This is a genomic window from Arthrobacter ramosus (assembly GCF_039535095.1).
GTDB lineage: Bacteria > Actinomycetota > Actinomycetes > Actinomycetales > Micrococcaceae > Arthrobacter > Arthrobacter ramosus.
In genome coordinates, this window is the sequence record NZ_BAAAWN010000001.1 from 5,118,659 (window position 1) to 5,140,484 (window position 21,826).

23 protein-coding genes are annotated in these 21,826 nt (G+C 64.2%); 13 read left to right on the forward strand and 10 right to left on the reverse strand.

What is annotated here, in order from left to right:
* Positions 1-49: 49 nt before the first annotated feature.
* A complete protein-coding gene (gene purB, locus ABD742_RS23595) occupies positions 50-1,492 on the reverse strand; it encodes an adenylosuccinate lyase (RefSeq protein ID WP_234751787.1) in 1,443 nt (480 codons plus the stop codon).
* A 192-nt stretch (positions 1,493-1,684) separates the two neighbouring features.
* On the opposite strand from purB, the gene ABD742_RS23600 reads away from it, so the two are divergent.
* Both ABD742_RS23600 and ABD742_RS23605 read left to right on the forward strand, forming a co-directional pair.
* On the forward strand, positions 1,685-1,993 hold the full coding sequence (locus ABD742_RS23600; protein ID WP_234751789.1) for a hypothetical protein: 309 nt from the start codon (positions 1,685-1,687) through the stop codon (positions 1,991-1,993).
* A complete protein-coding gene (locus ABD742_RS23605) occupies positions 1,993-3,363 on the forward strand; it encodes a hypothetical protein (protein WP_234751792.1) in 1,371 nt (456 codons plus the stop codon). The genes ABD742_RS23600 and ABD742_RS23605 overlap by 1 nt, the downstream gene beginning before the upstream one ends.
* Before the next feature lie 33 nt (positions 3,364-3,396).
* On the opposite strand, the gene ABD742_RS23610 is transcribed toward ABD742_RS23605, so the two are convergent.
* Positions 3,397-3,825 (reverse strand): phage holin family protein, encoded by a 429-nt coding sequence (locus ABD742_RS23610; protein ID WP_234751795.1) that lies wholly within the window; start codon positions 3,823-3,825, stop codon positions 3,397-3,399.
* A gap of 106 nt (positions 3,826-3,931) precedes the next feature.
* Here ABD742_RS23610 and ABD742_RS23615 point away from each other — a divergent pair, with 106 nt between their 5' ends.
* The 5 genes from ABD742_RS23615 to ABD742_RS23635 all read left to right on the forward strand — a co-directional run bounded on the left by ABD742_RS23615 (position 3,932) and on the right by ABD742_RS23635 (position 9,628).
* Complete coding sequence (locus tag ABD742_RS23615; protein WP_234751797.1) at positions 3,932-5,050, forward strand: histidinol-phosphate transaminase; 1,119 nt, start codon at positions 3,932-3,934, stop codon at positions 5,048-5,050.
* 144 nt (positions 5,051-5,194) lie between these two features.
* Positions 5,195-6,403 (forward strand): pyruvate dehydrogenase (acetyl-transferring) E1 component subunit alpha, encoded by a 1,209-nt coding sequence (gene pdhA, locus ABD742_RS23620; RefSeq protein ID WP_234751800.1) that lies wholly within the window; start codon positions 5,195-5,197, stop codon positions 6,401-6,403.
* A complete protein-coding gene (locus tag ABD742_RS23625; RefSeq protein WP_234751802.1) occupies positions 6,403-7,383 on the forward strand; it encodes an alpha-ketoacid dehydrogenase subunit beta in 981 nt (326 codons plus the stop codon). Before pdhA ends, ABD742_RS23625 begins: the two co-directional genes overlap by 1 nt.
* Before the next feature lie 57 nt (positions 7,384-7,440).
* On the forward strand, positions 7,441-8,988 hold the full coding sequence (locus ABD742_RS23630) for a 2-oxo acid dehydrogenase subunit E2 (RefSeq protein WP_234751805.1): 1,548 nt from the start codon (positions 7,441-7,443) through the stop codon (positions 8,986-8,988).
* 10 nt (positions 8,989-8,998) lie between these two features.
* Positions 8,999-9,628, forward strand: a complete 630-nt coding sequence (locus tag ABD742_RS23635) for a phosphatase PAP2 family protein (RefSeq protein ID WP_234751891.1) — start codon at positions 8,999-9,001, stop codon at positions 9,626-9,628.
* Here the strand turns inward: ABD742_RS23635 and ABD742_RS23640 are convergent.
* The 3 genes from ABD742_RS23640 to ABD742_RS23650 form a co-directional block, all read right to left on the reverse strand.
* Positions 9,625-9,963: a hypothetical protein gene (locus tag ABD742_RS23640; RefSeq protein ID WP_234751808.1), complete on the reverse strand. Its 339-nt coding sequence runs from the start codon at positions 9,961-9,963 to the stop codon at positions 9,625-9,627. The genes ABD742_RS23635 and ABD742_RS23640 overlap by 4 nt on opposite strands.
* Positions 9,964-10,118: 155 nt before the next feature.
* Positions 10,119-10,547 (reverse strand): universal stress protein, encoded by a 429-nt coding sequence (locus tag ABD742_RS23645; RefSeq protein WP_234751811.1) that lies wholly within the window; start codon positions 10,545-10,547, stop codon positions 10,119-10,121.
* A complete protein-coding gene (locus ABD742_RS23650) occupies positions 10,544-11,851 on the reverse strand; it encodes an aminotransferase-like domain-containing protein (RefSeq protein WP_234751814.1) in 1,308 nt (435 codons plus the stop codon). Before ABD742_RS23650 ends, ABD742_RS23645 begins: the two co-directional genes overlap by 4 nt.
* A gap of 114 nt (positions 11,852-11,965) precedes the next feature.
* Here ABD742_RS23650 and ABD742_RS23655 point away from each other — a divergent pair, with 114 nt between their 5' ends.
* Positions 11,966-12,793 carry an isocitrate lyase/PEP mutase family protein gene (locus ABD742_RS23655; RefSeq protein WP_234751816.1) on the forward strand — a complete coding sequence of 276 codons (828 nt, stop codon included), beginning with the start codon at positions 11,966-11,968 and terminating at the stop codon, positions 12,791-12,793.
* Between the two features lie 9 nt (positions 12,794-12,802).
* On the opposite strand, the gene ABD742_RS23660 is transcribed toward ABD742_RS23655, so the two are convergent.
* From ABD742_RS23660 to ABD742_RS23670, 3 genes are all read right to left on the reverse strand, one after another.
* Positions 12,803-13,558: a GerMN domain-containing protein gene (locus ABD742_RS23660; RefSeq protein WP_344789219.1), complete on the reverse strand. Its 756-nt coding sequence runs from the start codon at positions 13,556-13,558 to the stop codon at positions 12,803-12,805.
* Positions 13,559-13,696: 138 nt separating this feature from the next.
* Positions 13,697-14,095, reverse strand: coding sequence for a DUF1801 domain-containing protein (locus ABD742_RS23665; RefSeq protein WP_234751819.1), 399 nt, complete (start codon positions 14,093-14,095; stop codon positions 13,697-13,699).
* Positions 14,096-14,185: 90 nt separating this feature from the next.
* The gene (locus ABD742_RS23670) at positions 14,186-14,752 is read right to left on the reverse strand and encodes an NAD(P)H-dependent oxidoreductase (RefSeq protein ID WP_234751821.1); all 567 of its coding nucleotides are present in this window, start codon (positions 14,750-14,752) and stop codon (positions 14,186-14,188) included.
* 123 nt (positions 14,753-14,875) lie between these two features.
* Here ABD742_RS23670 and ABD742_RS23675 point away from each other — a divergent pair, with 123 nt between their 5' ends.
* The 5 genes from ABD742_RS23675 (at position 14,876) to ABD742_RS23695 (ending at position 18,791) form a co-directional block, all read left to right on the forward strand.
* Positions 14,876-15,487: a TetR/AcrR family transcriptional regulator gene (locus ABD742_RS23675; protein WP_234751823.1), complete on the forward strand. Its 612-nt coding sequence runs from the start codon at positions 14,876-14,878 to the stop codon at positions 15,485-15,487.
* 42 nt (positions 15,488-15,529) lie between these two features.
* Positions 15,530-16,576: a Gfo/Idh/MocA family protein gene (locus ABD742_RS23680; RefSeq protein ID WP_234751824.1), complete on the forward strand. Its 1,047-nt coding sequence runs from the start codon at positions 15,530-15,532 to the stop codon at positions 16,574-16,576.
* Positions 16,577-16,712: 136 nt separating this feature from the next.
* A complete protein-coding gene (locus ABD742_RS23685) occupies positions 16,713-17,384 on the forward strand; it encodes a hypothetical protein (RefSeq protein WP_234751825.1) in 672 nt (223 codons plus the stop codon).
* 133 nt (positions 17,385-17,517) lie between these two features.
* On the forward strand, positions 17,518-18,069 hold the full coding sequence (locus ABD742_RS23690) for an RNA polymerase sigma factor (RefSeq protein WP_234751894.1): 552 nt from the start codon (positions 17,518-17,520) through the stop codon (positions 18,067-18,069).
* Positions 18,066-18,791 carry a hypothetical protein gene (locus ABD742_RS23695; protein ID WP_234751826.1) on the forward strand — a complete coding sequence of 242 codons (726 nt, stop codon included), beginning with the start codon at positions 18,066-18,068 and terminating at the stop codon, positions 18,789-18,791. The genes ABD742_RS23690 and ABD742_RS23695 overlap by 4 nt, the downstream gene beginning before the upstream one ends.
* A 25-nt stretch (positions 18,792-18,816) precedes the next feature.
* On the opposite strand, the gene ABD742_RS23700 is transcribed toward ABD742_RS23695, so the two are convergent.
* Together ABD742_RS23700 and ald are read right to left on the reverse strand one after the other, a co-directional pair.
* The gene (locus ABD742_RS23700) at positions 18,817-20,265 is read right to left on the reverse strand and encodes an HNH endonuclease (RefSeq protein ID WP_234751827.1); all 1,449 of its coding nucleotides are present in this window, start codon (positions 20,263-20,265) and stop codon (positions 18,817-18,819) included.
* A gap of 223 nt (positions 20,266-20,488) precedes the next feature.
* Positions 20,489-21,607, reverse strand: a complete 1,119-nt coding sequence (gene ald / locus ABD742_RS23705; RefSeq protein ID WP_234751897.1) for an alanine dehydrogenase — start codon at positions 21,605-21,607, stop codon at positions 20,489-20,491.
* Positions 21,608-21,826 lie beyond the last annotated feature (219 nt).

Genomic DNA, 21,826 nt, shown 5'->3' on the forward strand with positions numbered 1-21,826 from the left:
GTTCCTTACATCGATTCGGAAACGCCGGGTCCATGAGCAGCGCCGCGTTCTACTTCAAGTGGTCCACCAACTGGTCCGCGATACCGGTGTACTTGCCCGGAGTGAGTGCCAGGAGGCGTGCCTCGGCTTCGGAAGACAAGCCCAGGCTCGAGACGAACTCCTGCATGCGGACGGCATCGACCCGCTGACCGCGGGTGAGGTCCTTGAGTCGCTCGTACGGGTTCTCCATCCCCTCAACGCCGGCGATGGCCTCGGCGCGCATGACCATCTGGATCGCCTCACCCAGGACTTCCCAGTTGGTGTCGAGGTCGGATGCCAGTACTTCCTCGGCAACGTCAAGGGCCTTCAGTCCCTTGGCAACATTCGAGATTGCAAGGAGCGAGTGCCCGAATGCGACGCCGATGTTGCGTTGCGAGGAAGAATCAGTGAGGTCTCGCTGCCAACGGGAGGTAACCAGCGTCGCGCCCAGAGTGTCCAACAATCCGTTGGAAATCTCCAGGTTGGCTTCGGCGTTTTCGAAGCGGATCGGATTGACCTTGTGCGGCATGGTGGAGGAGCCGGTGGCGCCGGCAACCGGGATCTGGCGGAAGTAGCCAATCGAGATGTAGCTCCAGATGTCCGTGCAGACGTTGTGCAGAATGCGGTTGAAGCGGGCGACGTCGGCATAGAGCTCGGCCTGCCAGTCGTGGCTCTCGATCTGGGTGGTCAACGGGTTCCAGGTCAGTCCCAGGCCTTCAACGAAGGACTGGGCTACGGCCTCCCAATCGGCACCGGGAACGGAAGCGACATGTGCGGCATACGTGCCAGTAGCGCCATTGATCTTGCCCAGGTACTGGGTCTTGGAAACGCGGTCCAGCTGGCGGCTCAGGCGGTGCGTGATGACTGCCAGTTCCTTGCCAAGAGTGGTGGGAGTGGCCGGCTGGCCGTGCGTGCGGGAAAGCATCGGGACGGCGCGGTTCTCCTCGGCCATCGCTTCGATCTGATTCACCAAGGCGCTGGCAGCAGGGAGCCAGACATCTTCCACGGCACCCTTGACGCCCAAAGCGTAGGAAAGGTTGTTGATGTCTTCCGACGTGCAGCCGAAGTGCACCATGGCGGTCAGGTTCTCGATACCGATCGCTGGGAGGCGGCGGCCGATGTAGTACTCAACGGCCTTGACGTCGTGGACCGTGACGGCTTCGATTTCAGCGAGTTCCGCGACCGAAGCGGAGTCGAACTCGGTGACGATGGCGCGCAGCTTCTCCTGCTGTTCGGTGGTCAGGGGCCCGGCGCCGGGAAGTACGTTGTTGCTGGTCAGGTGGATGAGCCACTCGACCTCGACGGCCACGCGGTCGCGGTTGAGAGCGGCCTCGGACAGGTAGTCGACCAGGGGAGCGACGGCGGACTGGTACCGGCCGTCCAGCGGGCCCAGGGCGATCGGCTCCGGCGACGCGGCGAGAGCCAGGCGTCCGGAGGGCGTACGGGTAACAGCGGCGGCGACGGTTTCAGGCATGAGGCAATTCTTTCATGAACTCGGCTCGCGCCATTAAGCCGGACTTCACTATGTGCATAACATCGCGGCTCTCTCTTCCTGGCCGTGTTTTCGGCAGGTTATCCACATAGCCGCTCACAGCGGTTCCGCGCCACCGGAGCACAACGTAGCGTCGCTGCCACGACATCAATGGACATGGAGGAGGACAACGTCTTGAGCGGCATTCTTATGGCGGCCGGAGGGCCGGATCTGGATTCTCAGCAATGTATTCCACGAGGCGCGGAGATCCAGAAGCTCGGATGGCGGATGAGCGTCTGCGCCGACCAAGCCGACGCCGTTCTCGCCAAGCTGGCGCAATTGCAACTCGAGCAATGGGAGTCGTCGGCCGGCCGTGCGTACCGGACCACGCTGGCTTTGCACGCCGCCTCCCTTCGAAGGGGGCGTGATGCGTTGCGCGAGGCCGCTGCAGCGACCCTCCGCCATGCCCGGAATGTGGCATCGAAACCCCAGTCCGGCTTCTGATGGCCGAAGTCGCTCCCATCGGTGCGGGCGGAACTCCCCACCCTCGAACACCCGAGCCGGATGGCACATTGCGGATACGCGGTGGAGTCGGCGGAATCCGCTTCCAATTCGAAGAGTTGCTTGCTGGCGCTGCCGCGCTTGACGGACTGGTGCTCCAACTGCAGGCCATTGAAGTGGAAGCTGAAGCGGTGAGGGTGGCTCTCTTCCCTTACCAGGCCTCGTCCTACACGAGTGGGAGCAACGCCATCATAGCCGTCGGCGATAGCGGCCGGGACATTGGGCGGGTCCGCGAACAGCTTCAGCGGATTGGCAACGATGTCAGGGCAAGCCACCGTGAATACGAGTTTGCCGAATCACACGCGGCGATCAGGCTGCGGATGGGCATGGGAATGCCAGTCCTCACGACTGGTCCGAATCCCCTGGACCCTGGCCTGAGGGGTGCCACAGAAGGAGCTGTCCGGGATCTGACCCGGATATTGGCGCTGATGATGGGGCTACCCCCGGCAGCGGCCAACCTTTCAGGGGCGACGGTCGGGCCAACTGATGTCGGCGCCGTCCTGAGAGCGATCGTGGCGGTCCCCGCATTGGCTTTCCTCAGGCCACGTCCTATTTCGGTCAGCCGGAGCGAGACAGCCACCAAGAGCGTGGACCTCTCGGCAGCAGGAATGCTCCGGGAACTGGATCACGTCGGCGCCACTTCAGAGGGCGAAATTGAAGTGGTGCAGGTAGATAAGGACGGAGAACGGGCGTGGGTGGTCTTGATTCCCGGCACCCAGCCGGGCAACCCGCCAGGAGGCAGCAATCCATTGGACGAAGCCGGGATTGCCGAAGCGCTGGGTTACAACTCAATGGAAACCAGCAAGGCCATCCGTCAGGCGTTGCTCGAGGCAGGTGCCGCAGCCGGCGAAACGGTGGTGGCAGTCGGCCACAGCCAAGGGGGAATCCATGCCATGAACTTGAGCAAGGACAAAGCGTTCCTCGCCGAGTATGACCTCAAGTTTGTGGTGACAGCTGGATCACCCGTCGGCGGGATCACCCCGCAAACCGGCATCGCGAGCCTGCACCTGGAGCACGAACAGGATTGGGTTCCCGGTGCGGAAGGCAAAGCGAATCCGGACACCAAGGACAGGGTTACGGTGACCATGACCAATCCGGTGATCCTGGAACCCGGCGAAGACCAAAGCATTGGGCCGGCGCACAAGCTCTCACGCTACGAGGAAGGGGCAAAGCTGGTGCAGCTCAGTTCCGATCCTTCACTGGCCGCTTCCACAGCCACTCTGGGCGGGATACTGGGCGCTGGTGGAGTGGCCAAGGTGAGCCGGTTCAAGCTGACCCGCGAAGCGCCCCCGGCCCCGCGGGGAGGGCGGTGAGAAATAGGGACGAAGATTCCGGCGCAAGGCTCCTTAACGCCTGTTACCGCCCGGAATCCAGCTGGCCACCATGGAGATCAGGCTGATGATGATCGCGGCGAGAACTGCGGTCCAGAAGAAACGGTCGATGGTGAGGTGTACCGGCGTGTAGCTACTGAGCCACGCTGTCAGGGACAACATGGCCGCGTTGATGACAATCGTGAAAAGGCCGAGGGTGAGGATCGTGATCGGAAGGGAGAGCAGCTTGACCAGCGGCCGGACAAAGGCATTGACGATGCCAAAAATGAGCCCTATGAAGAGATAGGCAAGAACCAGGCCCAAGGTGTCGTCGCCTTGTGTGACGCCCGCGTTGCTTACTGCGTTGGTGGTAGCCGAAGTGGAAATACCCATCCCGGGCAGAATCCAGCTGGCAACCCAGAGGGCCAGCCCGTTGATCAGGACACGCACAATGAATGAACCCATACGCCCATGCTTTCACATGCGCTGGGTTTCCCCTGCGCCGCTCTTCGCATGCACTGACCAGAGGGCTCGCCAGCATGGGCCGAAGCCCTGCAAGTAGGCTGGTGCCATGAATTCTTCTGACAACGCACCGGAGGGCGTGCGTCCCCGCCCGGTTGTGGACAGGCTCCCCAAATATGCTGCAGGCAAGCCTCCCGTAGCCATAGAGGGCCTGACCAGTTACAAACTGTCGTCCAATGAAAACCCGCTACCCCCGATTCCCGCCGTGCTCCAGGCAATCGCTGATCAGTCGGACATCAACCGGTACCCGGACCCTTTGTCCACCAAGCTGCGCACGGCGCTCGCTGACTTCCTGGGAGTCCCCGCTGACGACGTCGTCACTGGAGCCGGAAGCCTCGGGGCCTTGAATCAGATCCTTTCCACTTTTGCCGGACAGAACCACGACGGCAAGGCTGATGAGGTTATCTATGCCTGGCGCTCCTTCGAGGCCTACCCCATCTGCGTAGGGGTGGCCGGGGCTGAGAGTGTCCAGATCCCGTTGCTTCCCGACGGACGCCACGATCTCGAGGCCATGGCGGCCGCTGTGACCGTCCGCACCAAGGTGATTCTGCTTTGCACGCCAAACAACCCCACGGGCCCCATCCTCACCGCCGAGGAAACCGAACGGTTCATCCAGTCAGTGCCGGCAGGCGTCGTCGTTGTTATCGATGAGGCCTACCAGGAGTTCGTCAGGAACGAGAACGCCGTGGAGGGCATCAAGCTGTACCGCAAGTACCCCAATGTCGTGGTCCTCCGCACCTTTTCCAAGGCTCACGGCCTTGCGGGGCTGCGCGTTGGATACAGCGTTTCCGGTCCGGATCTCACCCAGCACCTGCGCGTCACTGCCACGCCGTTTGCCGTCTCGCAGATTGCCGAACGCGCCGCCATTACTTCGTTGGAGAATTTCGACCAAGTTGTGGAAAGGGTACAAAGCCTGGTTGACGAGCGGGACCGGGTTACCGCAGGACTCCGGGAGCTGGGATGGTTCGTGCCCGAGGCTCAAGGAAACTTCGTGTGGCTGAATCTTGGCGAGAATAGCGCCGAATTTGCCGGACTAGCAGGCGAGCGGGCGTTGTCCGTGCGGGCCTTCGGCAACGAAGGCGTCCGGGTCAGCATTGGAGAGGTCGAGGCCAATACCCGATTCCTCGAGCTCTGTGCGTCCTATACAAAAGCGCCGCAGCCTTCCTAGCGGTTAACAAATGCCCCTGCGTCCCTTACTGCGGATAAAGTAAGGGACGAAAGCCAAGATATGCCGATTCCGGAATGCATTCCGGAATCGGCATATATCAGCGAATATTGCTCAGCATCGGGCTGCGGCAGGCAAGGAGACGGAATGGGCGCAACTAAACTGCCCACCCCCGGGATCAACGGAACGGGACTGGATCAGCAGTCTCCGGCGGCAGGCGCTTCAAGCGATCCCGCTGCCGAGATGATCCAGCTGCTGGGGCCGGACGGCAAGCTAGGGACGGATCCCGTCTTCTCTGACTACGCCAAGCGCCTTGATCCTGAGCAGCTCCGGGGCTTCTACGCCGACATGGCCAAGGTCCGGCGCTTCGACCAGGAGGCCACGGCCCTTCAGCGCCAAGGCGAGCTGGCTCTTTGGGTTCCCCTCACCGGCCAGGAGGCCGCCCAGATCGGTTCCGGACGCGCCACCCAGCGGCAGGATTACATCTTCCCCACATACCGGGAACATGGCGTTGCATTGACCCGTGATGTGGATCTGGCGGAACTCCTGAAGCTCTTCCGCGGAATTTCGAATGGTGGCTGGGATCCCACCGAGAACAACTTCCATCTCTACACTCTCGTGCTTGCGGCGCAGACGCTGCATTCCGTTGGTTACGCCATGGGAATCCAGCGGGACCAGAAGCTCGCGGAAGCCAATGGTTCCAACGATCCGAAGGCTGCTGTTGTGGCCTACTTCGGTGACGGTGCCAGTTCCGAAGGCGACGTCCACGAATCCATGGTCTTCGCGGCGTCCTACAACGCTCCCGTGGTGTTCTTCTGCCAGAACAACCACTGGGCCATCTCGGTCCCCACCGAGGTGCAGACCAAGGTTCCGCTGTTCAACCGGGCCAAGGGATACGGCTTCCCGGGCATCCGGGTGGACGGCAACGACGTCATCGCGGTCCACGCGGTCACCGAGTGGGCGCTTGAACACGCCCGCGAAGGCCGCGGTCCGGTGCTCATCGAGGCATATACCTACCGCGTTGGTGCCCACACCACGGCGGACGACCCCACCAAGTACCGCGAGTCCGCCGAAGAAACCGCATGGCGAGGCAAGGATCCCTTGGACCGCCTGGAGAAGTACCTCCGCAACGAGGGCTTGGCCGACGAGGCTTTCTTTGAGCAAGTCAGAGTTGACGGCGACAAACTCGCTGCCCATGTCCGTAGCACCACGCAAAGTCTGCAGGGCCCGAACTTCCGCGAGTCATTCGCCGGGGTCTATGCCGAGCCGCACCCGCTGGTGGCCGAGGAACTTGCTTGGTTCGAGGAATACTCCGCCGGATTCGAAGGCGACGAGGAAGAGGGGACAGGCAACTGATGACCACCATGACCATTGCCAAGGCCATCAACGAAGGCCTCCGGGCGTCGCTCACCAACAATCCGAAGTCCTTGCTCATGGGCGAAGACATCGGGCCGCTGGGTGGCGTCTATCGGGTGACCGACGGACTTATCAAGGAGTTCGGCGCAGACCGGGTGGTGGATACCCCGCTGGCTGAGTCCGGCATCGTCGGCACCGCCATAGGCCTGGCCCTGCGCGGCTACCGTCCCATCTGCGAAATCCAGTTCGATGGCTTTGTCTTCCCCGGCTTCAACCAGATCACCACACAGCTGGCCAAGATGCACTCCCGCAGCGGCGGCAAGCTGACTGTTCCCGTAGTCATCCGCATTCCCTATGGTGGCGGCATCGGCTCGATCGAACATCACTCGGAGTCGCCGGAAGCGCTGTTCGCCCACACGGCCGGTCTGCGCATCATCACTCCGTCCAATGCCCACGACGCCTACTGGATGATCCAGCAGGCCGTTGACTGCACGGACCCGGTTATCTTCTTCGAGCCCAAGCGCCGCTACTGGCTCAAGGGCGAGGTGGACACCGAAAACCCAGGACCGGCGTCGGACCCGTTCCAGGCGCATGTCCTGCGCGGAGGTTCCGACGCGACAATCGTGGCCTACGGGCCGCTGGTGCCGGTCGCACTGGCCGCCGCAGCGGCGGCGGAAGAGGACGGGCGCAGCATCGAGGTGATCGACCTGCGCTCGATTTCCCCCATCGACTTCGACACCGTCACTGCTTCCGTCAAGAAGACCGGCCGCTTGATCGTTGCGCACGAAGCCCCGACGTTCGGGGGGATCGGCGGCGAGATCGCTGCGCGGATCAGTGAGCGTGCCTTCCTGCACCTTGAGGCTCCGGTTATCCGCGTGGGCGGTTTCCACATGCCGTATCCCGTGGCGAAGGTGGAAGAGGACTACTTGCCGGACATCGACAAGATCCTCGAAGCTCTGGATCGTTCCCTGGCCTACTAGCCGCCCCTGATTGCACCCGCCGCCAAGCCGACGGGCCAGCCGAGATCGAGGACCTAAGTGACTGTTAAGAAATTCAACCTGCCGGATGTCGGCGAAGGCCTGACCGAGGCGGAAATCGTCTCCTGGAAGGTCAAACCCGGCGACACCGTGGCCATCAACGACGTCATCTGCGAGATCGAGACCGCCAAGTCCCTCGTGGAATTGCCGTCCCCGTATGCCGGTACCGTTGCGGAATTGCTCGTCGACGAAGGCATCACGGTTGAGGTCGGAACCGCGATTATCGGTATTTCAGACAACGCGCCGGGAGTGCTGGAGCCCACGCCGGCGCCAGCCTCGCCTACGGCCGTACAGGCACCCTCCGCCGCGCCCGCAGCCGAACAGGCCTTCGAAGCCTCGATGTACGGCAAGTTGCCCGCCGACGCCGGAACGTCCGACGGCGGCCCCGCCGGCGGTCCGCTGGTTGGCTCCGGTCCGAAGGCCGACGCCGTCAAGCGCCGCCCGCGTAAGCGCCCGGAAGGCGCTACCGCTGTACCCGCGGCCGCGCCGGGCACGGCACCCGCCGCCGTCGAACCCACCGTGGAACCCGTCGTCGAGCCGGCTGCTTCGGCCCTGCCGCCCGTTGCCGCACAGCAGCCCGCAAGCCAGGGAACCGCAAGCCAGGCGCCGGGTCTCACCGGCCTCGGCGCAACGGTCAGCGGCCTCGTCAACCGGGTGTTGGCCAAGCCTCCCGTGCGCAAGATCGCCCGCGAACTTGGGATTGACCTGGCCGACGTCGTTCCCACGGGAGCCCGCGGCGAAGTGACCCGCGAGGACTTGGTCAGCTACCAGTCGCAGCGCGATGCCGAGGTAGACCAAGCAGACACGTTCTGGGGTGCGTCCAAGAAACCGCAGGATCAGCGAGTGGAACGGATCCCCGTCAAGGGCGTCCGCAAAGCCACCGCCAAAGCCATGGTGGAGTCGGCCTTCACGGCGCCGCATGTGAGTATCTTCGTTGACGTGGATGCCAGCCGCACGATGGAATTCGTCAAGCGACTCAAGGCCTCCAGGGACTTTGAGGGCATCAAGGTGTCGCCGCTGCTGATTCTCTCCAAGGCCGTGATTTGGGCCGCGGCACGCAACCCGAGCGTTAACGCGACCTGGGTGGAGAACGCCGATGGTAACGGCAACGCGGAGATCCACGTCAAGCACTACATGAACCTGGGTATTGCCGCAGCTACGCCGCGAGGGCTCATGGTGCCGAACATCAAGGATGCCCAGGATCTTTCCCTCAAGGAACTGGCCCTCGCGCTCAACGAGCTCGCCAGTACGGCACGCGCGGGCAAGACCCAGCCCGCGCAGATGCAGGGCGGCTCGCTGACCATCACAAACGTCGGCGCCCTCGGTATCGACACAGGAACGCCCATCATCAACCCCGGTGAGGTGGCCATCGTCGCGTTCGGCACCATCAAGCAAAAGCCTTGGGTGCTCGACGGCGAGGTCATCCCCCGTTGGATCACAACGCTTGGCGGTTCGTTCGATCACCGGGTGGTGGACGGGGATCTCTCCGCCCGCTTCATGGCCGACGTCGCATCCATTCTCGAAGAGCCGGCTCTGCTGCTTGACTGAGCGGAGCGGCATCGGAGAGCAGAGCGGCCTCGGAGAGCAGCGCGGTGTTGGGGGGCGGCACCGCGCTGCCCGGGTCCTGACGGAAGTCTTCCAGCCGCCCGCCGTCGTGTCCGTCTTGCTGCTCATCAGCCCTGCGGTGCAACCGGGTTTCCCGGGGACGATATGGTTCGGTGTCCTGGGGGCGGTCTTTGTGTGCGTGCTGCCGCTGGCCTACGTCCTGCTCATGGTGAGGCTCGGCAAACTCAGGGACCACCACGTCAGCGACCGCAGGGAGCGTACGCCCTTGCTGATGCTTGCGCTCGTGTCCGTGGTCGTGGGGTTGTTGGTTCTCAATCTCATCCACGCCCCCACGAGCGTCTCGGCGATGATCCTTGCGCTGATGGGCGGCATCACGGTGTTGGCCGCAGTCAGCCTCGTGTGGAAGATCAGCGGTCATGCCTCGGCAATTTCCGCGGCCGCAGTCATAGTGGCTCTCATGTTCGGGCCGGCGTGGTTGCCGCTACTGATTCTGGTTCCGGCCGTCGGCTGGTCCCGCGTCGTCCTTCGGGACCATACCCGCGGCCAGGTCATCGCCGGATCGTTGTTCGGCGGGGTGGTCATCGCAGGACTTTGGTGGGTCCTGCGCGGTTGGCTGAGCTAGTAGGACGTGTAGCTGAGCGCAAGGTCGCGCAGTTGCTGGTCGCTCATGCTGCCGATCATTCCAAATGACAACACCATGGCCAGGGCTCCGACGGCGAGCATCGCGGAAGCAACCACAAGCAACAATTTCCAGTCCGAGCGAAGGACGCTGCGGAACGTCTCCGGCATCTGGAGCAGCGGGGAGATCATATTCGGAGCGCTGTCTACTGAGCCGTCGTCGAGAAGTGCCACGATGCGGTCATTTGCCCGGTCGAAGCGCATGGAGCTGATGTGGTTGCCATGGCGGGCGAGCAGAATGTCGTGTCCGACGCGTTGGCGCGGCTGCAGAGTAAGCAAAAGGGATCCCCTACGGGTTGTTGTGATGGGCGGCTCGCGCCCTTGGGGGCCACCTCAATTTTATCGGCGGCATCCCAGCCGCACGGCCAAAATCGGGGTGAGACCGCCCACCACAACGCGTGATCCCCGTCAAAGTCCCGGGGTCGGGGAGCCGCTCAAGGTTCGTCCGTCTTGGCGATGTAAACGTCGCACGGCGCTTTGTGCGCCACCGTGTTGGCAACGCTGCCGAGAACCCTGGCCAGTCCCTGCATGCGGCGGTTGCCCACCACGATCACTTTGGCACCCACACGTTCGGCTTCCTTGACCAGGGCCTCTCCGGCTTTGCCGAAGACGGCTCCATAGCTTGTGGTCAACTGGTCGGAGGCGAGTTCCGCGGCTACTTTGCTGGCTACCTTCTCCGCGGCGTCGGCGTCGGAGAGAATCCACTTGTCGCCTCCGCTTTCGACGACCTCCACGTGGGCGCCTTCAAAAGCGGTGATGACGCGCAGTTCCGCGCCCAGTGCGGCTGCCAAATTCTTTGCCGAGTCGGCGGCCCGCCTTGCTGTTACGCTGCCGTCGACTCCGACGAGGACTATTCCGCTCATATAACTGCTCCTTTGCTGATGACATCAATGGCTTCTTGCAAAACCGGCGCCAATCGGCGGACGCCTTCGGCGATGGACTCCGGTGGCACTGCGCTGAAAGCCAACCTCAGTTTGTTGGATGGTTCGTCAGAGTGCGTGAACGCCGCGCCGGGGATGAACACGACCCCTGCCTCGATTGCCTTCTTGAGCAGCGGATACGTGTCGACGCCGTCGGGCAGGGTGACCCAGACGAAGAAGCCACCCTCGGGCTTGGTCCAGCTGAGGCCGGAAGGCATGTGCTCCTCCAACGCCACCAGTAGGGCATTGCAGCGTTCCTCGTACAGGGCCCGGTAGGTGTCAATCTGGCCGCGCCAGTCGTAGTCCCGAAGATATGCCGAGATGATCATCTGGTTCAGGGTGGGAGGGCACAAGGTCACGGCTTCCGAGGCCAGGTAGAAGCGCCGCTGCAGGTGCTCGGGCACAAGCGCCCATCCGATTCGCAGTCCCGGGGCAAAGATCTTGGAGAACGAGCCCATGTAGATGACGTCATGCTCATTCGCGGCCCGCATTGGTTCCAACGGGTTGCCGTCGAAGCGCAAAAGACCGTAGGGGTTGTCCTCAAGGACCAGGATATTCGCACTGCGGCATATATCGACGATGCGCTGACGCCTCGCCGGAGCAAGTGTGATGCCGGAGGGGTTGTTGAAGTTGGGGATCGTGTAGAGGAACTTGATGGACTTGCCCGCGGCCTGAAGCGCCGCGATCTTGGCTTCCAGGAGTTCCGGGACCAGGCCGTCGTCGTCCATGTCCACCGTCTCAACTTGGACCTGGTACGCCTCGAAGGTGTTCAGTGCGCCCACGTAGGTGGGGTTTTCCACGAGGACGACGTCGCCCGGGTTGCAGAATACCTTTGTGGCCACGTCCTGGGCGGACTGGGAACCGGCGGTGATCACCACGTTCTCCGGCCGGGCGTCCAAGATGCCCTCCGCCGCCATGATCTCGCAAATCTGGGTACGCAGTTCCTCGGTGCCTTGACCGCCGCCATACTGCAGCGCCGTCATGCCTTCTTCCGCGATGATGCGAGCGGCTGTCTGGCCGAGCTTCTCGAGGGGCAGGGACTGCAGGTAGGGATTTCCGCCGGCGAGGGACACGAGTCCGGGCCGCATTGAAATGTCGAAGACGTCACGCACGGCGGACTGCTTGATGTTGGCGGCGCGCTCCGAGAAAAGTTCCTCGTGGCGGTGGGCGGCAGTTGCTGCTCGCTCTATTGCGTCGATTGCTTCCGCGGGCAACTCCGGCCCGGCGTCCAATGTTTCGTGGGTCACATTGAAAGGATACTCCCCGGAGTTGCCAATTGAGCAACGGATGTTTCATCCCAATTTCGGGATTCGCGGTGCGAAGCGCTTTACGTCCGGGCGCAGGAAGGCTGGAATAGAGCAATGACGATGCATCCCGAACTAGAGTCCAAGGCCCTCCGCTTTCACGAGCTCCATGCCGCGCCGCATGCGCCGTTGGTGCTGGTGAATGCGTGGGATGCGGCATCTGCGCGGATGGTCGAGGAAGCGGGAGCGACGGCGGTGGCGACCTCAAGCTCGGCAGTCTCCTGGAGTCTGGGGTACCGGGACGGGGACCACCTTCCGCGCCAACTCGCGATGGAAGCACTGTCGCGGATCGCAAAGGCCACCCGCTTGCCGGTAACTGCGGACATCGAGACCGGATACGGGCGTACTGACGAAGAGCTCCAGGCCACGGTTCGAGCGGTGCTGGACGCGGGCGCCGTCGGGATTAACATCGAGGACTCAGCGGACCGACCGCTGAGCGAGATCGCCGAACAGTCCAGGCGCATCACCCTGATCAGACAGACGGCCGAGGATGCGGGCGTCGGACTGTTCATCAATGCGCGTACGGACACTTATTGGTCTGGAAAGTTTCCGGACACCGCATACGAGGAAACGCTGCACCGTGCGGATGCCTATCAGCGGGCCGGGGCGGACGGAATATTCGTGCCGGGGTTGACAGACCTCCATATTCTGCACGAACTCTCCCGGCGGATCGGCGTACCGCTCAATGCTCTGGCTGGCTTGGGTTCGCCGTCGCCCGGAGAATTGCACGACGTCGGTGTGCGGCGAATCAGCATTGGCGGCAGCACGGCCAGGGCCGCCTACGCGAAGGTCTCCAGGCTGGCCATGGAAGTTCTTGGCGATGGAAACTGGTCGGGCCTCGCCGGAACCCGGAGCTACGCAGACATGGACGCGCTATTCGAGTGACCGGCCACCTCAGCGCAAACTCAGGACGTCTGCCAGGGTGTTCCCGTCGATGTAGATCGCGGCCTGGGATGCTCCCGTAGCCGCCACCGCAGTCTGCGCCAGCTGAGTTTCGATCCGCGGCTTGTCGCACACGCCTCCAGGGCGAAGTGACCCGCTCAGGTTCACGACGGCGGTGGTGCCGTCGAGGTAGCCCGAAACGTAGCGCAGCGCAGAGCCCGAGAGCGCGTTGTACAAACCTGCCCGCGACGCGGTTCCATCGGGCGCCAGCAGTTCTCCCATTGCCACGGCCAGCGGGTCGCCCTCGGGGGGGGCAGTGATGGGGACGCCCACGAGGCTGTCGTCACAGCCGAACCGCACCCCGCGGCTGCCGCCGTCGCCGATTGCCACGAAATACACAGTGGTTCCAGTCGATTCGCCGCCGGCGGTTGGGAGGGGCGTGGGAACCGGCCCGGCTACGGGTGCCTGCGGGCTCGCCTTGGTTGGAATCGATGCCGGCGGTGACGGATTGATATACGGAGGAGGAGCCGGGAGGGGCATGGGAATCGGCCCGGTTACCGGCTCCTCCGTCGCCTGGACAAAACCAGTCGAGGCCGGTTGTGCGGCGGGTGACCCGCCGGGATCGCCGCTGCCGGGATCGCCGCCGCCGGGGGAGGCGCAGCCGGCCAGGCAGAGCGCGAGGGATAGGCACAGCGCGGCGACCGCCGCCGTCGTGCATTCCACGCCGCCTCCGACCCGCATGACAGCCCCCGCTCCTGCCCTGATCACCCCTGGTGCCTGTAACTCAACGTTACGGCTGGCCGCCCGGGTGTGGGCCGCTCCGTCCATGACGGTTCGGCCTCAGCTCAGTCACGGAATGGTAGCAGTGCGGTGACGCCTTGCTACCGCTTCGAAGGGGCGTTCCGGCTAGTCTGTTCCCTTGATCTTCCGCCAGCCGCCGGCGCGGTTGTTCGCCGCGATCTGCCGCAGCATGGTGACGAGCGGTGCCCGCGGAATCAGCTCGTGCTCGTGGAAGGTGATCATTCGGGCGGTCTTGTTGCCTTGCCCCGATGTGATGATGTTGTCCGGGTCGGGGACAACCGCGCCGTCGTAAAGGAATAAGTTGATGTGGTCCTTGGCCGCGAGCAATGCGCAGACGTTGCCGTCGAGGACGAAGTAGGGCCGTGTGCGGCGCTTGATCGTTTCGACGATTTCAGGCTCGGCTTCATGGATGAGGTCGCGTAGTTGCTCGGCGATGGCTTGTTGCCAACCCGGGAGGGCCTCAAGGTAGGCGTCGACGTCGGGATGGCGGTTGTATTCGGCCATGCCGCCATCGTATCGACAAAGAATGCCCCCGCCCACGCCTCAACGGCGGGACAGGGGCATTCTCGCGGCGCGCGGGGTGAACCGCAGGGACTAGGCTGCTACTTCGGCTTCCTGGAAGGCGGTCAGCGGCTCGAAGATGCCCTTGATCTGCTCAACAACTTCGGCGTCGTCCTTCGGGTGCAGCTCGGCGAAGCGGATCATGGAGCCCGGAACGGCGAGCTTGACGTCCTCGAGGACCTTGGCGCCGGCGATGCCGGCTGCCTTGCGGGCCTCGTCCTGCGCCCAGACGCCACCGAACTGGCCAAAAGCGGTACCGACGACGGCGGTCGGCTTGCCTGCCAGCGCACCGGCGCCGAACGGGCGGGACAGCCAGTCAATGGCGTTCTTGAGGGATGCCGGCATGGTGCCGTTGTGTTCCGGCGTGACGAGCAGGATGGCGTCGGCTGCGGCGGCGGCAGCGCGGAGGGCGGCGGCTTCGGCCGGAACCTGGCCTTCGACGTCGATGTCTTCGTTGTAGAACGGGATGTTGCCGAGCGAGCCGTGGATCTGTACTTCGACATTTTCCGGGGCGTTGAGCTGGATGGCTTCGGCGAGCTTACGGTTGTGGGAATCGGCGCGGAGGCTGCCAACAAGGGCGAGGACGGTGTTCTTGGACATGGGAACTCCTTGGGTCTGGCCGCGGACGGTGCCGCAGGCGCTCGGTTTTGGAGGCTTCTGCTGCCTTCGTAGATTCTAAACGGACTGCGGTCCGATTAATATTCCCAAGGTTAGAATGTTTTTGTGAGCCTCATCCCCATCCGGCCCGGATTGCCTTTCGGGACGCAGCCGGAGCGCAGCGACGCCGCGCGTAACCGCGAACGGCTCCTTCAAGCTGCCAGGGATCTCGTGGCCGAACATGGCGTGGACGCCGTCACCATGGACATGCTCGCGTGCCGGGCCGACGTCGGGAAGGGGACGGTTTTCCGCCGTTTCGGCAGCAGGGCAGGACTCATGATGACCCTCCTGAGCGACGCCGAAGCGGAATTCCAGCGCGAGTTCATCTTCGGTCCGCCGCCGCTGGGTCCCGGAGCGCCCCCACTTGAACGCCTCATTGCCTTCGGCGAAGCGCGCATCAAATATGTCGAAGAATACGGCGAGCTGGCCCGCGCCGCGGCGGAGCATTCACCGCAAAACCGGCACGACGCCCCGCCGGTCGTGTTGTGGCATCGGCACATCGAGATGCTGCTGCGGGAAGCGGGCCTTGACCGCGATCCTTGGCTTCTGGCTCTTTCCCTCGGCGCCACCCTGGATCCCGAGCGCATGCTCCATTCCCTTCGCGCCCACGGAGTCGCGCCGGAGCGCTTGGCGGCGTCGTGGCGCGAGCTCGTTACGCGCCTGCTGAAAGACTGCTGACATAAGCTACGCAGGGGTATCTTGGCCCGGTAGCGTAGCGGCATGACCCTCACACCGATCCGCACCGCCGTCGTCGGCTATGGCCTTTCAGGCAGCGTCTTTCACGCGCCGTTCATCGCAGCCAATCCCGCGTATTCCCTCGACGTCATAGCCACTTCGGACGCGGGCCGCAAGGCCAAAGCCCAGGAGCGGTATCCGGGCACGAGGATCGTGGACGGTCCGGAAGACGTCTTGACGCTTGCCGGGGAGCTGGACCTCGTGGTGCTCGGCACGCCACCCGCGACCCATCATCCGCTCGCGAAGGCCGCGCTGGAAGCCGGGGTCGACGTCGTCGTGGACAAGCCATTCGCCGTGAGCAGCGCGCAGGGGCAGGAGCTGATCGAGCTGGCCACGAGGTTGGGCCGCGTGCTTACCGTCTACCAAAACCGCCGCTGGGACGGCGACGCGCTCACGGTGAAGAAGCTGCTCGACGCCGGGACGCTGGGCGAGGTCATGCGCTGCGAGGCTTCAATGGAGCGGTGGGCGCCCGAAATCAGCAAGGCGTGGAAGGCCGGCGCCACGGCCGACGACGGCGGTGGGCTGCTCTTCGATCTGGGAACCCATCTGCTGGACCTGGCCGTGCAAATGTTCGGTCCCGCCGAAGTTATCCACGCTGAAATCCTGGCGCGCCGGCCGCAAGAAAAAGCCGACGACGACGTCTTCCTGGTTCTAAAGCACGCCTCCGGTGTGACCAGCCACGTCGCCATGAACGTCAACAGCCAGCTTCACGCTCCGCGCTTCCGCGTCCTGGGCAGCAAGGGCGGCTTCGTGAAGTTCGGGATCGATCCCCAGGAACCGTTCATCCTGGCGGGCGGGCTGCCCACAGACGGCGCCTACGGCGTCGACGATCCGCACCACTACGGCACCCTGGAAATCGACGGCGTGCGGACCTCGGTACCCACCGAGCGCGGCGCCTACCAGGAGTTCTACCGGATCCTTGGTGAGAAGATCGCCGACGGCGGTGCCGCCTCCGCTTTGCCGCTCCCCGTGGATCCGGCCGGGCCGGTCGAGGTACTCAGGCTGATTGAGCAGGCCAGGGCGCTCGCCTGAAAGTTTTTTTTGGATCGGCGTAACCTCGCCGGGACCGCCAGCGATGTAAGGGGAGTGTGGACAACGTCCGCACTGATCATCCGGTAGCGACAAAGCCGCTGCCGGAGTAGTCCCAAAACGTTTGTCGGAGGGTTTCATGTCCTTGTTCACTGTCCTTGCCACCAGCAAAATCGCCGCCGGCGTCCTTGCCGCCGGAGCTGTAGCGGTTGGCGGAACCGGCGTCGCGGCCTTCAACGGAGCGCTTCCCAACGATCTGCAGAAGAGCGCCCACGAGCTGCTCGGAGCCCCGGCTCCGGTCGCTTCCAAAGCGGCCGAGTCTGCACAGTCCAAGACGGCTGAGGCGTCCCAGACGGCCACGTCCAAGGCGACTGACGCCGCTGCCGACGCTAAGTCCAAGGCCACGGACGCCATCGACGACGCAAAGTCCAAGGCCGCAGCAGCGGCCGCGTCCGCCAAGGCCACCTCACCGGAGGCGTTCGGCCTCTGCACCGCTCTCCTCAACGGCGGCCTGAAGGCTGACGCCAAGGTGCCCGGCTACTCCTCACTGGTTGTTGCCGCTGGCGGCGAGGCCAACGTCAACGCGCACTGCGCAACTGTAGTGACCGAAGGCAAGGCTGCCGGCTTGAAGGCTGACGGATCCGCTTCCGCCAAGGCTGACGCCGATGGAACCGCCGCACTGCCTGCTACGCCTGCCGTACCGGCTGTTCCCGCAGTGCCGTCCGCACCGGCCGTCCCTGCTGTACCGGCTGTCCCGTCCCACGTGCCGACCGCACCTGTGCACGTGCCGTCCGATTCAGTTAGCCCGTAACACTGCGGCTACGCTTGAACGGCGGGGCTCCTTGGCTAAATGACAAGGAGCCCCGCGACGCAACAGACTGCAGCAGTGGTCATTTCCCAGGCCAGGGACGATGACCGCGCTGCGTGGGATGGAGGGGTCGCGGGTGCTTGACCCTTTGGCTGATGAATATTTGCAGGCGGACGACGAAGATCCCGCTCTGCTCTTCACGGCTGCCTACAACGAGTTTTCCGGACCGGTGTTTGGATACCTACGCGCCCGCGGCGTAGACGATCCGGAAGCAGTTACCCAGGACGTGTTCCTGGCTCTCTATCCCAAACTGGATTCCCTCCGGGGAGGTCTCCAGGGGGCGAAGACTCTGCTGTTCTCCATAGCGCACGCGCGAATGGTGGATCACTATCGAAAGCGGGAACGCACTCCTGATTCCGCGCCCTACGAATCCGATCTGGATTCCCGGCGCGCGCCTTCGGCCGAGGACCAGGCATTCGGGCATGGGGAAGGCCTGGGCGTAACCGAGCTGTTGGCCGACCTTAATCCCGACTACCGGGAGGTCCTGGCACTACGGGTCGTGGCGGACCTGTCGTTGGAAGAAACAGCGGCCATCATGGGCAAGTCCCAAGGAGCCGTGAAGCAGTTGCAGCGCAGGGCATTGAGTGCACTGAGAGAACGTGCACTACTAAGGAATGGCACATCATGAGCGAAAAATCCGCATCCTTCGGCGAGCAAGGCATTGACCGCCTGCTTGCTGATGCCGGGCTCGACGAAGCGTACGAGATCCGGGCCGAGTTGCTGGAACTGCGCGCCCTTGCGAGCACCCGACCCCAGCCCTCGGCGGCTGTGCAAGCCTTGATGGCACCGGCCCGAGTCGCGATTGCGCCTGTTGAGACTGTTGCGCCTGTTGAGGCTGTTACCGTTGTTACCGCTGTTGATGAACTGGCCGCTCGTCGCCGCAAAAAGGGCCGCTTGACCTTCGCCGCTGTTGCCGTTGCCGCCTCCCTTGCCGCCGGTGCTACCGCTGCGGCCGCGTCCGACGGCGGTATTCCAGGAACGATTGAACACTTGGGTGCCGTGGTGGGATCGGTCGTCTCCCAGCTCACCCCTGGATCGGGCGGCAACGCTCCGCGACAGCAGGGAACACGCCCGGAGCCGGTTCCGATGCCCACCCGGGAAACAAGCGTTCCCGCATCGCCCTCTCCGGAGTCCTCCAGCCCTGAGGCCAAAAACAACGCGCATCCAGCGCCGCACGCCACTCCCGGCACTACCGGGTCCGAGTCGGATCCGCGTAAGGGACTGCAAGACATCGCCAAGGGCCGCCCGGGACCTATCACGATCCCGACGCCGGTGGTCCCAACGCCAACCCTCCCCTTGCCCCAGCCCGTTCCTTCGGAGATCCTCCCGGGAAACCCGGTCAAACCGTAACCGGCGTCGTGTTCGCCTGAGTTGCTCAGGCGGCTTGTAGTTCGGTGACGCGGGCGTACCTCAGTGCTTTGGCGTGGTTTCGTAGCTTGCGTCGGCGTCTGGAATGCGGGGCGGTATCGGGTGGGTCTGTGCCTTGTATCCCGACTCCGGGTAGGGGCGGGGCTGTGGATCGGTAGGTATGTCCGGTGGGGGTGCGGATTTCGAGGACGTGCCGTGTCCCTGGGCTGGTTCTTGCTCTCCAGCCGGTGAGTTCTTTGGTGTGGTTGCAGGATTCGCACAGGCCCGCCCCGTTGTCCAGGCTCGTTGTGGCGCCGTCGTGCCACGGGACGACATGGTCGAAATGCCTGATCGGTGCATCGCAGTAGGGGGTCCGGCAGGTGTCGTCGCGGGCCTGGATGAATCGCCGCATGCCTGCTGGGAATAACCGCGTCCTCGAATCGGCGGCGACAAGGTCCCCGGATCCGGGGGCGGTGAAGAGACGCCGGAGCCAGACCTTGAGTTCTTGACCGCCCTCAAGGTAGCCGGTGAGCAGTGTCCTGGCCCAGCCCGCCGGCACGATCCCGTAGCCGGGCAGGCGTGCCGGCTCGGCCTCGCCCTGGAACAGGGTCCGGTCGGTCATGACGAGCTGGACCTCCACCCCGCTGATCCCGCCTGGGGTGCCGGTGATGCGTTCGACCAGGGCGTCTGCCATGATCTGCCCCCGGCTCCGGGTCTCTCCGGAGGAGCGGAGGGTGTCGGCGTGCCGGGACAGGGCCGCGTGCACGGCCACCCCCTGGGCGACGGGAAGCAGGGCGGTCAGGTAGGTCATGGTGTCCGGGGCCGGGCGCAGGCTGACGTGCCGTTCGGTCGCGGCGTGGCCGGCGCGCTGGGTGACGGAGCGCGGGTCCCGCCGGTAGGCCGCGGTCCTAGCCGCGGCGATGATGGCCCGGTCGCCGGCGCCGTCGAAGGTCCCCGTGTCCGCGGCGAGTTCCTCGTCCACGGCGCAGCGGTCTTCGGCGCTCAGGCAGGCGGTTTCCTTCACCAACAGGGTCGCGCGCCATTCGTTCAGCCGTCCGGCGTCCAGGGCGGCCAGGGTGTGCGGCATTTCGGTCACGAGGGCTTTGGCGAGGCCGTGGAGCCGGGCTCCGCGGGCGGGGGACTCCCGCCGGGCCAGGGCCACCTGCGCCGCGACCCCGCGTCCCTGCTCCTCGGCCGGTACACCGGCCGCCGCCTCGGCGCTGCGCTGGGCGGCATCGAACGCGACGGCAATCCTCGCCTGCAAACCCGCGGCCGCGGACTTCAAATCCTCCAGGGCACGCAACTGGCTTATCAGTTCGGTGCCCCCGCCCGGTTCGGTGCTGCCGGCGTATGGCCGGAACGAGGCAACGGCATCGATCAGATCCCGCACCCAGGCGTCTGACACAGGAGCATCCGGACCCGCGCCGCCCGACAGCGCGCCCGCTCCGATCAGCTGTGTTCCCCGAATCCCGGCCATAAACCAAGCATTTCAGGGACCTACGACATTATTAGGCCGAAAAGACCCGTCCAATCGAAAGAACTTAGAAAAAAATTGAAGAACTACATAAGACAGGCCATCGATAGTGAACTGCACCCCTCGCTGTCTCCACCAAAACCCCGACGGCGGGGTGCCGCTTCCCATGGAAGCCGCACCCCGCCGTCGGGCTCGTTAAACCGCGCTCGCTAGAGGCGGAGAGAAACTAGGCCGAAACCAGGTTGTGCCAGTCGGCGACGAGGGGCAGGTTGTGCGCCTCGGAGACCGAGCGGTGCGTGACCTTGCCTGCGGCGATGTTGAGGCCGGCTGCCAGGGCGGGGTCGCGGTCGAATGCGGCCTTCACGCCCAGGTTGGCCAGTGACACCGCGTAGCGCAGGGTGACGTTGGTCAGAGCGTAGGTGGAGGTGTTCGGAACGGCGCCCGGCATGTTGGCGACGCAGTAGAAGATCGTGTTGTGGACCTTGTACGTGGGTTCCTGGTGCGTGGTGGGGTGCGTGTCCTCGAAGCAGCCGCCCTGGTCCACCGCAATGTCCACCAGCACGGAGCCAGGCTTCATGCGGGAGACGAGCTCGTTGGTGACGAGCTTGGGGGCCTTTGCGCCCGGGATCAGCACAGAACCGATGACGAGGTCGGCGTCGACTACGGACTTCTCGATCTCGTACGCGTTGGACGCGACGGTCTTCAGGCGGCCCTGGTAGAGGGCATCCAGTTCGCGGAGACGGTTGATGTTGATGTCCATGATGGTGACATCCGCGCCCAGGCCCAGGGCCATGGCGGCGGCGTTGGTACCGGCAACACCGGCGCCGAGGACAACGACCTTGGCCGGGCGGACACCCGGGACGCCGCCCAGCAGCACGCCCTTGCCACCGGCCGGAGCCATGAGGGAGGAAGCGCCGACGACGACCGACAGGCGGCCGGCGACCTCGGACATGGGTGCCAAGAGGGGCAGGGTGCGGCCGTCCTGGACGGTTTCGTAGGCGATGGCCGTGACGCCGGAGTTGATGAGTTCCTGGGTCAGCTCGGGCTCGGCGGCCAAGTGCAGGTAGGTGAAGAGGATCAGGCCCTTGCGGAAGCGGTGGTACTCGGCCTTGATGGGTTCCTTGACCTTCATGACCATGTCAGCGCGTGCCCAGACATCGTCGGCTTCGGCCACGATCTCCGCGCCGGCAACGGCGTATTCCTCGTCCGTGATACCGGAGCCCAGGCCTGCGCCCCGTTCCACCAGCACGGTGTGGCCGTGGGTGCGGAACTCGTTAACGCCCGCGGCCGTGATGGCAACGCGGAATTCGTTGTTCTTGATCTCTTTGGGGACACCGATGATCATTTTGGGCTCCATGTTCGAAAGGCTTCAACGGCCTTTTTCTCTGCGGGGGACTGTGATTCCAGAATAAATCCGCTGTGAGCCAGACGACAGGAAAGGCGATTGCCGCCGTCGCTGGCTTCCCCGGAATTCCGGGGTTTTTGCCGCTCAAGACTCGACATTTGTCGATATTGAGAGCGTCAGGTGTCGCCTGATGTTCGTGGGGCAAAGTAGTGTTTTCTC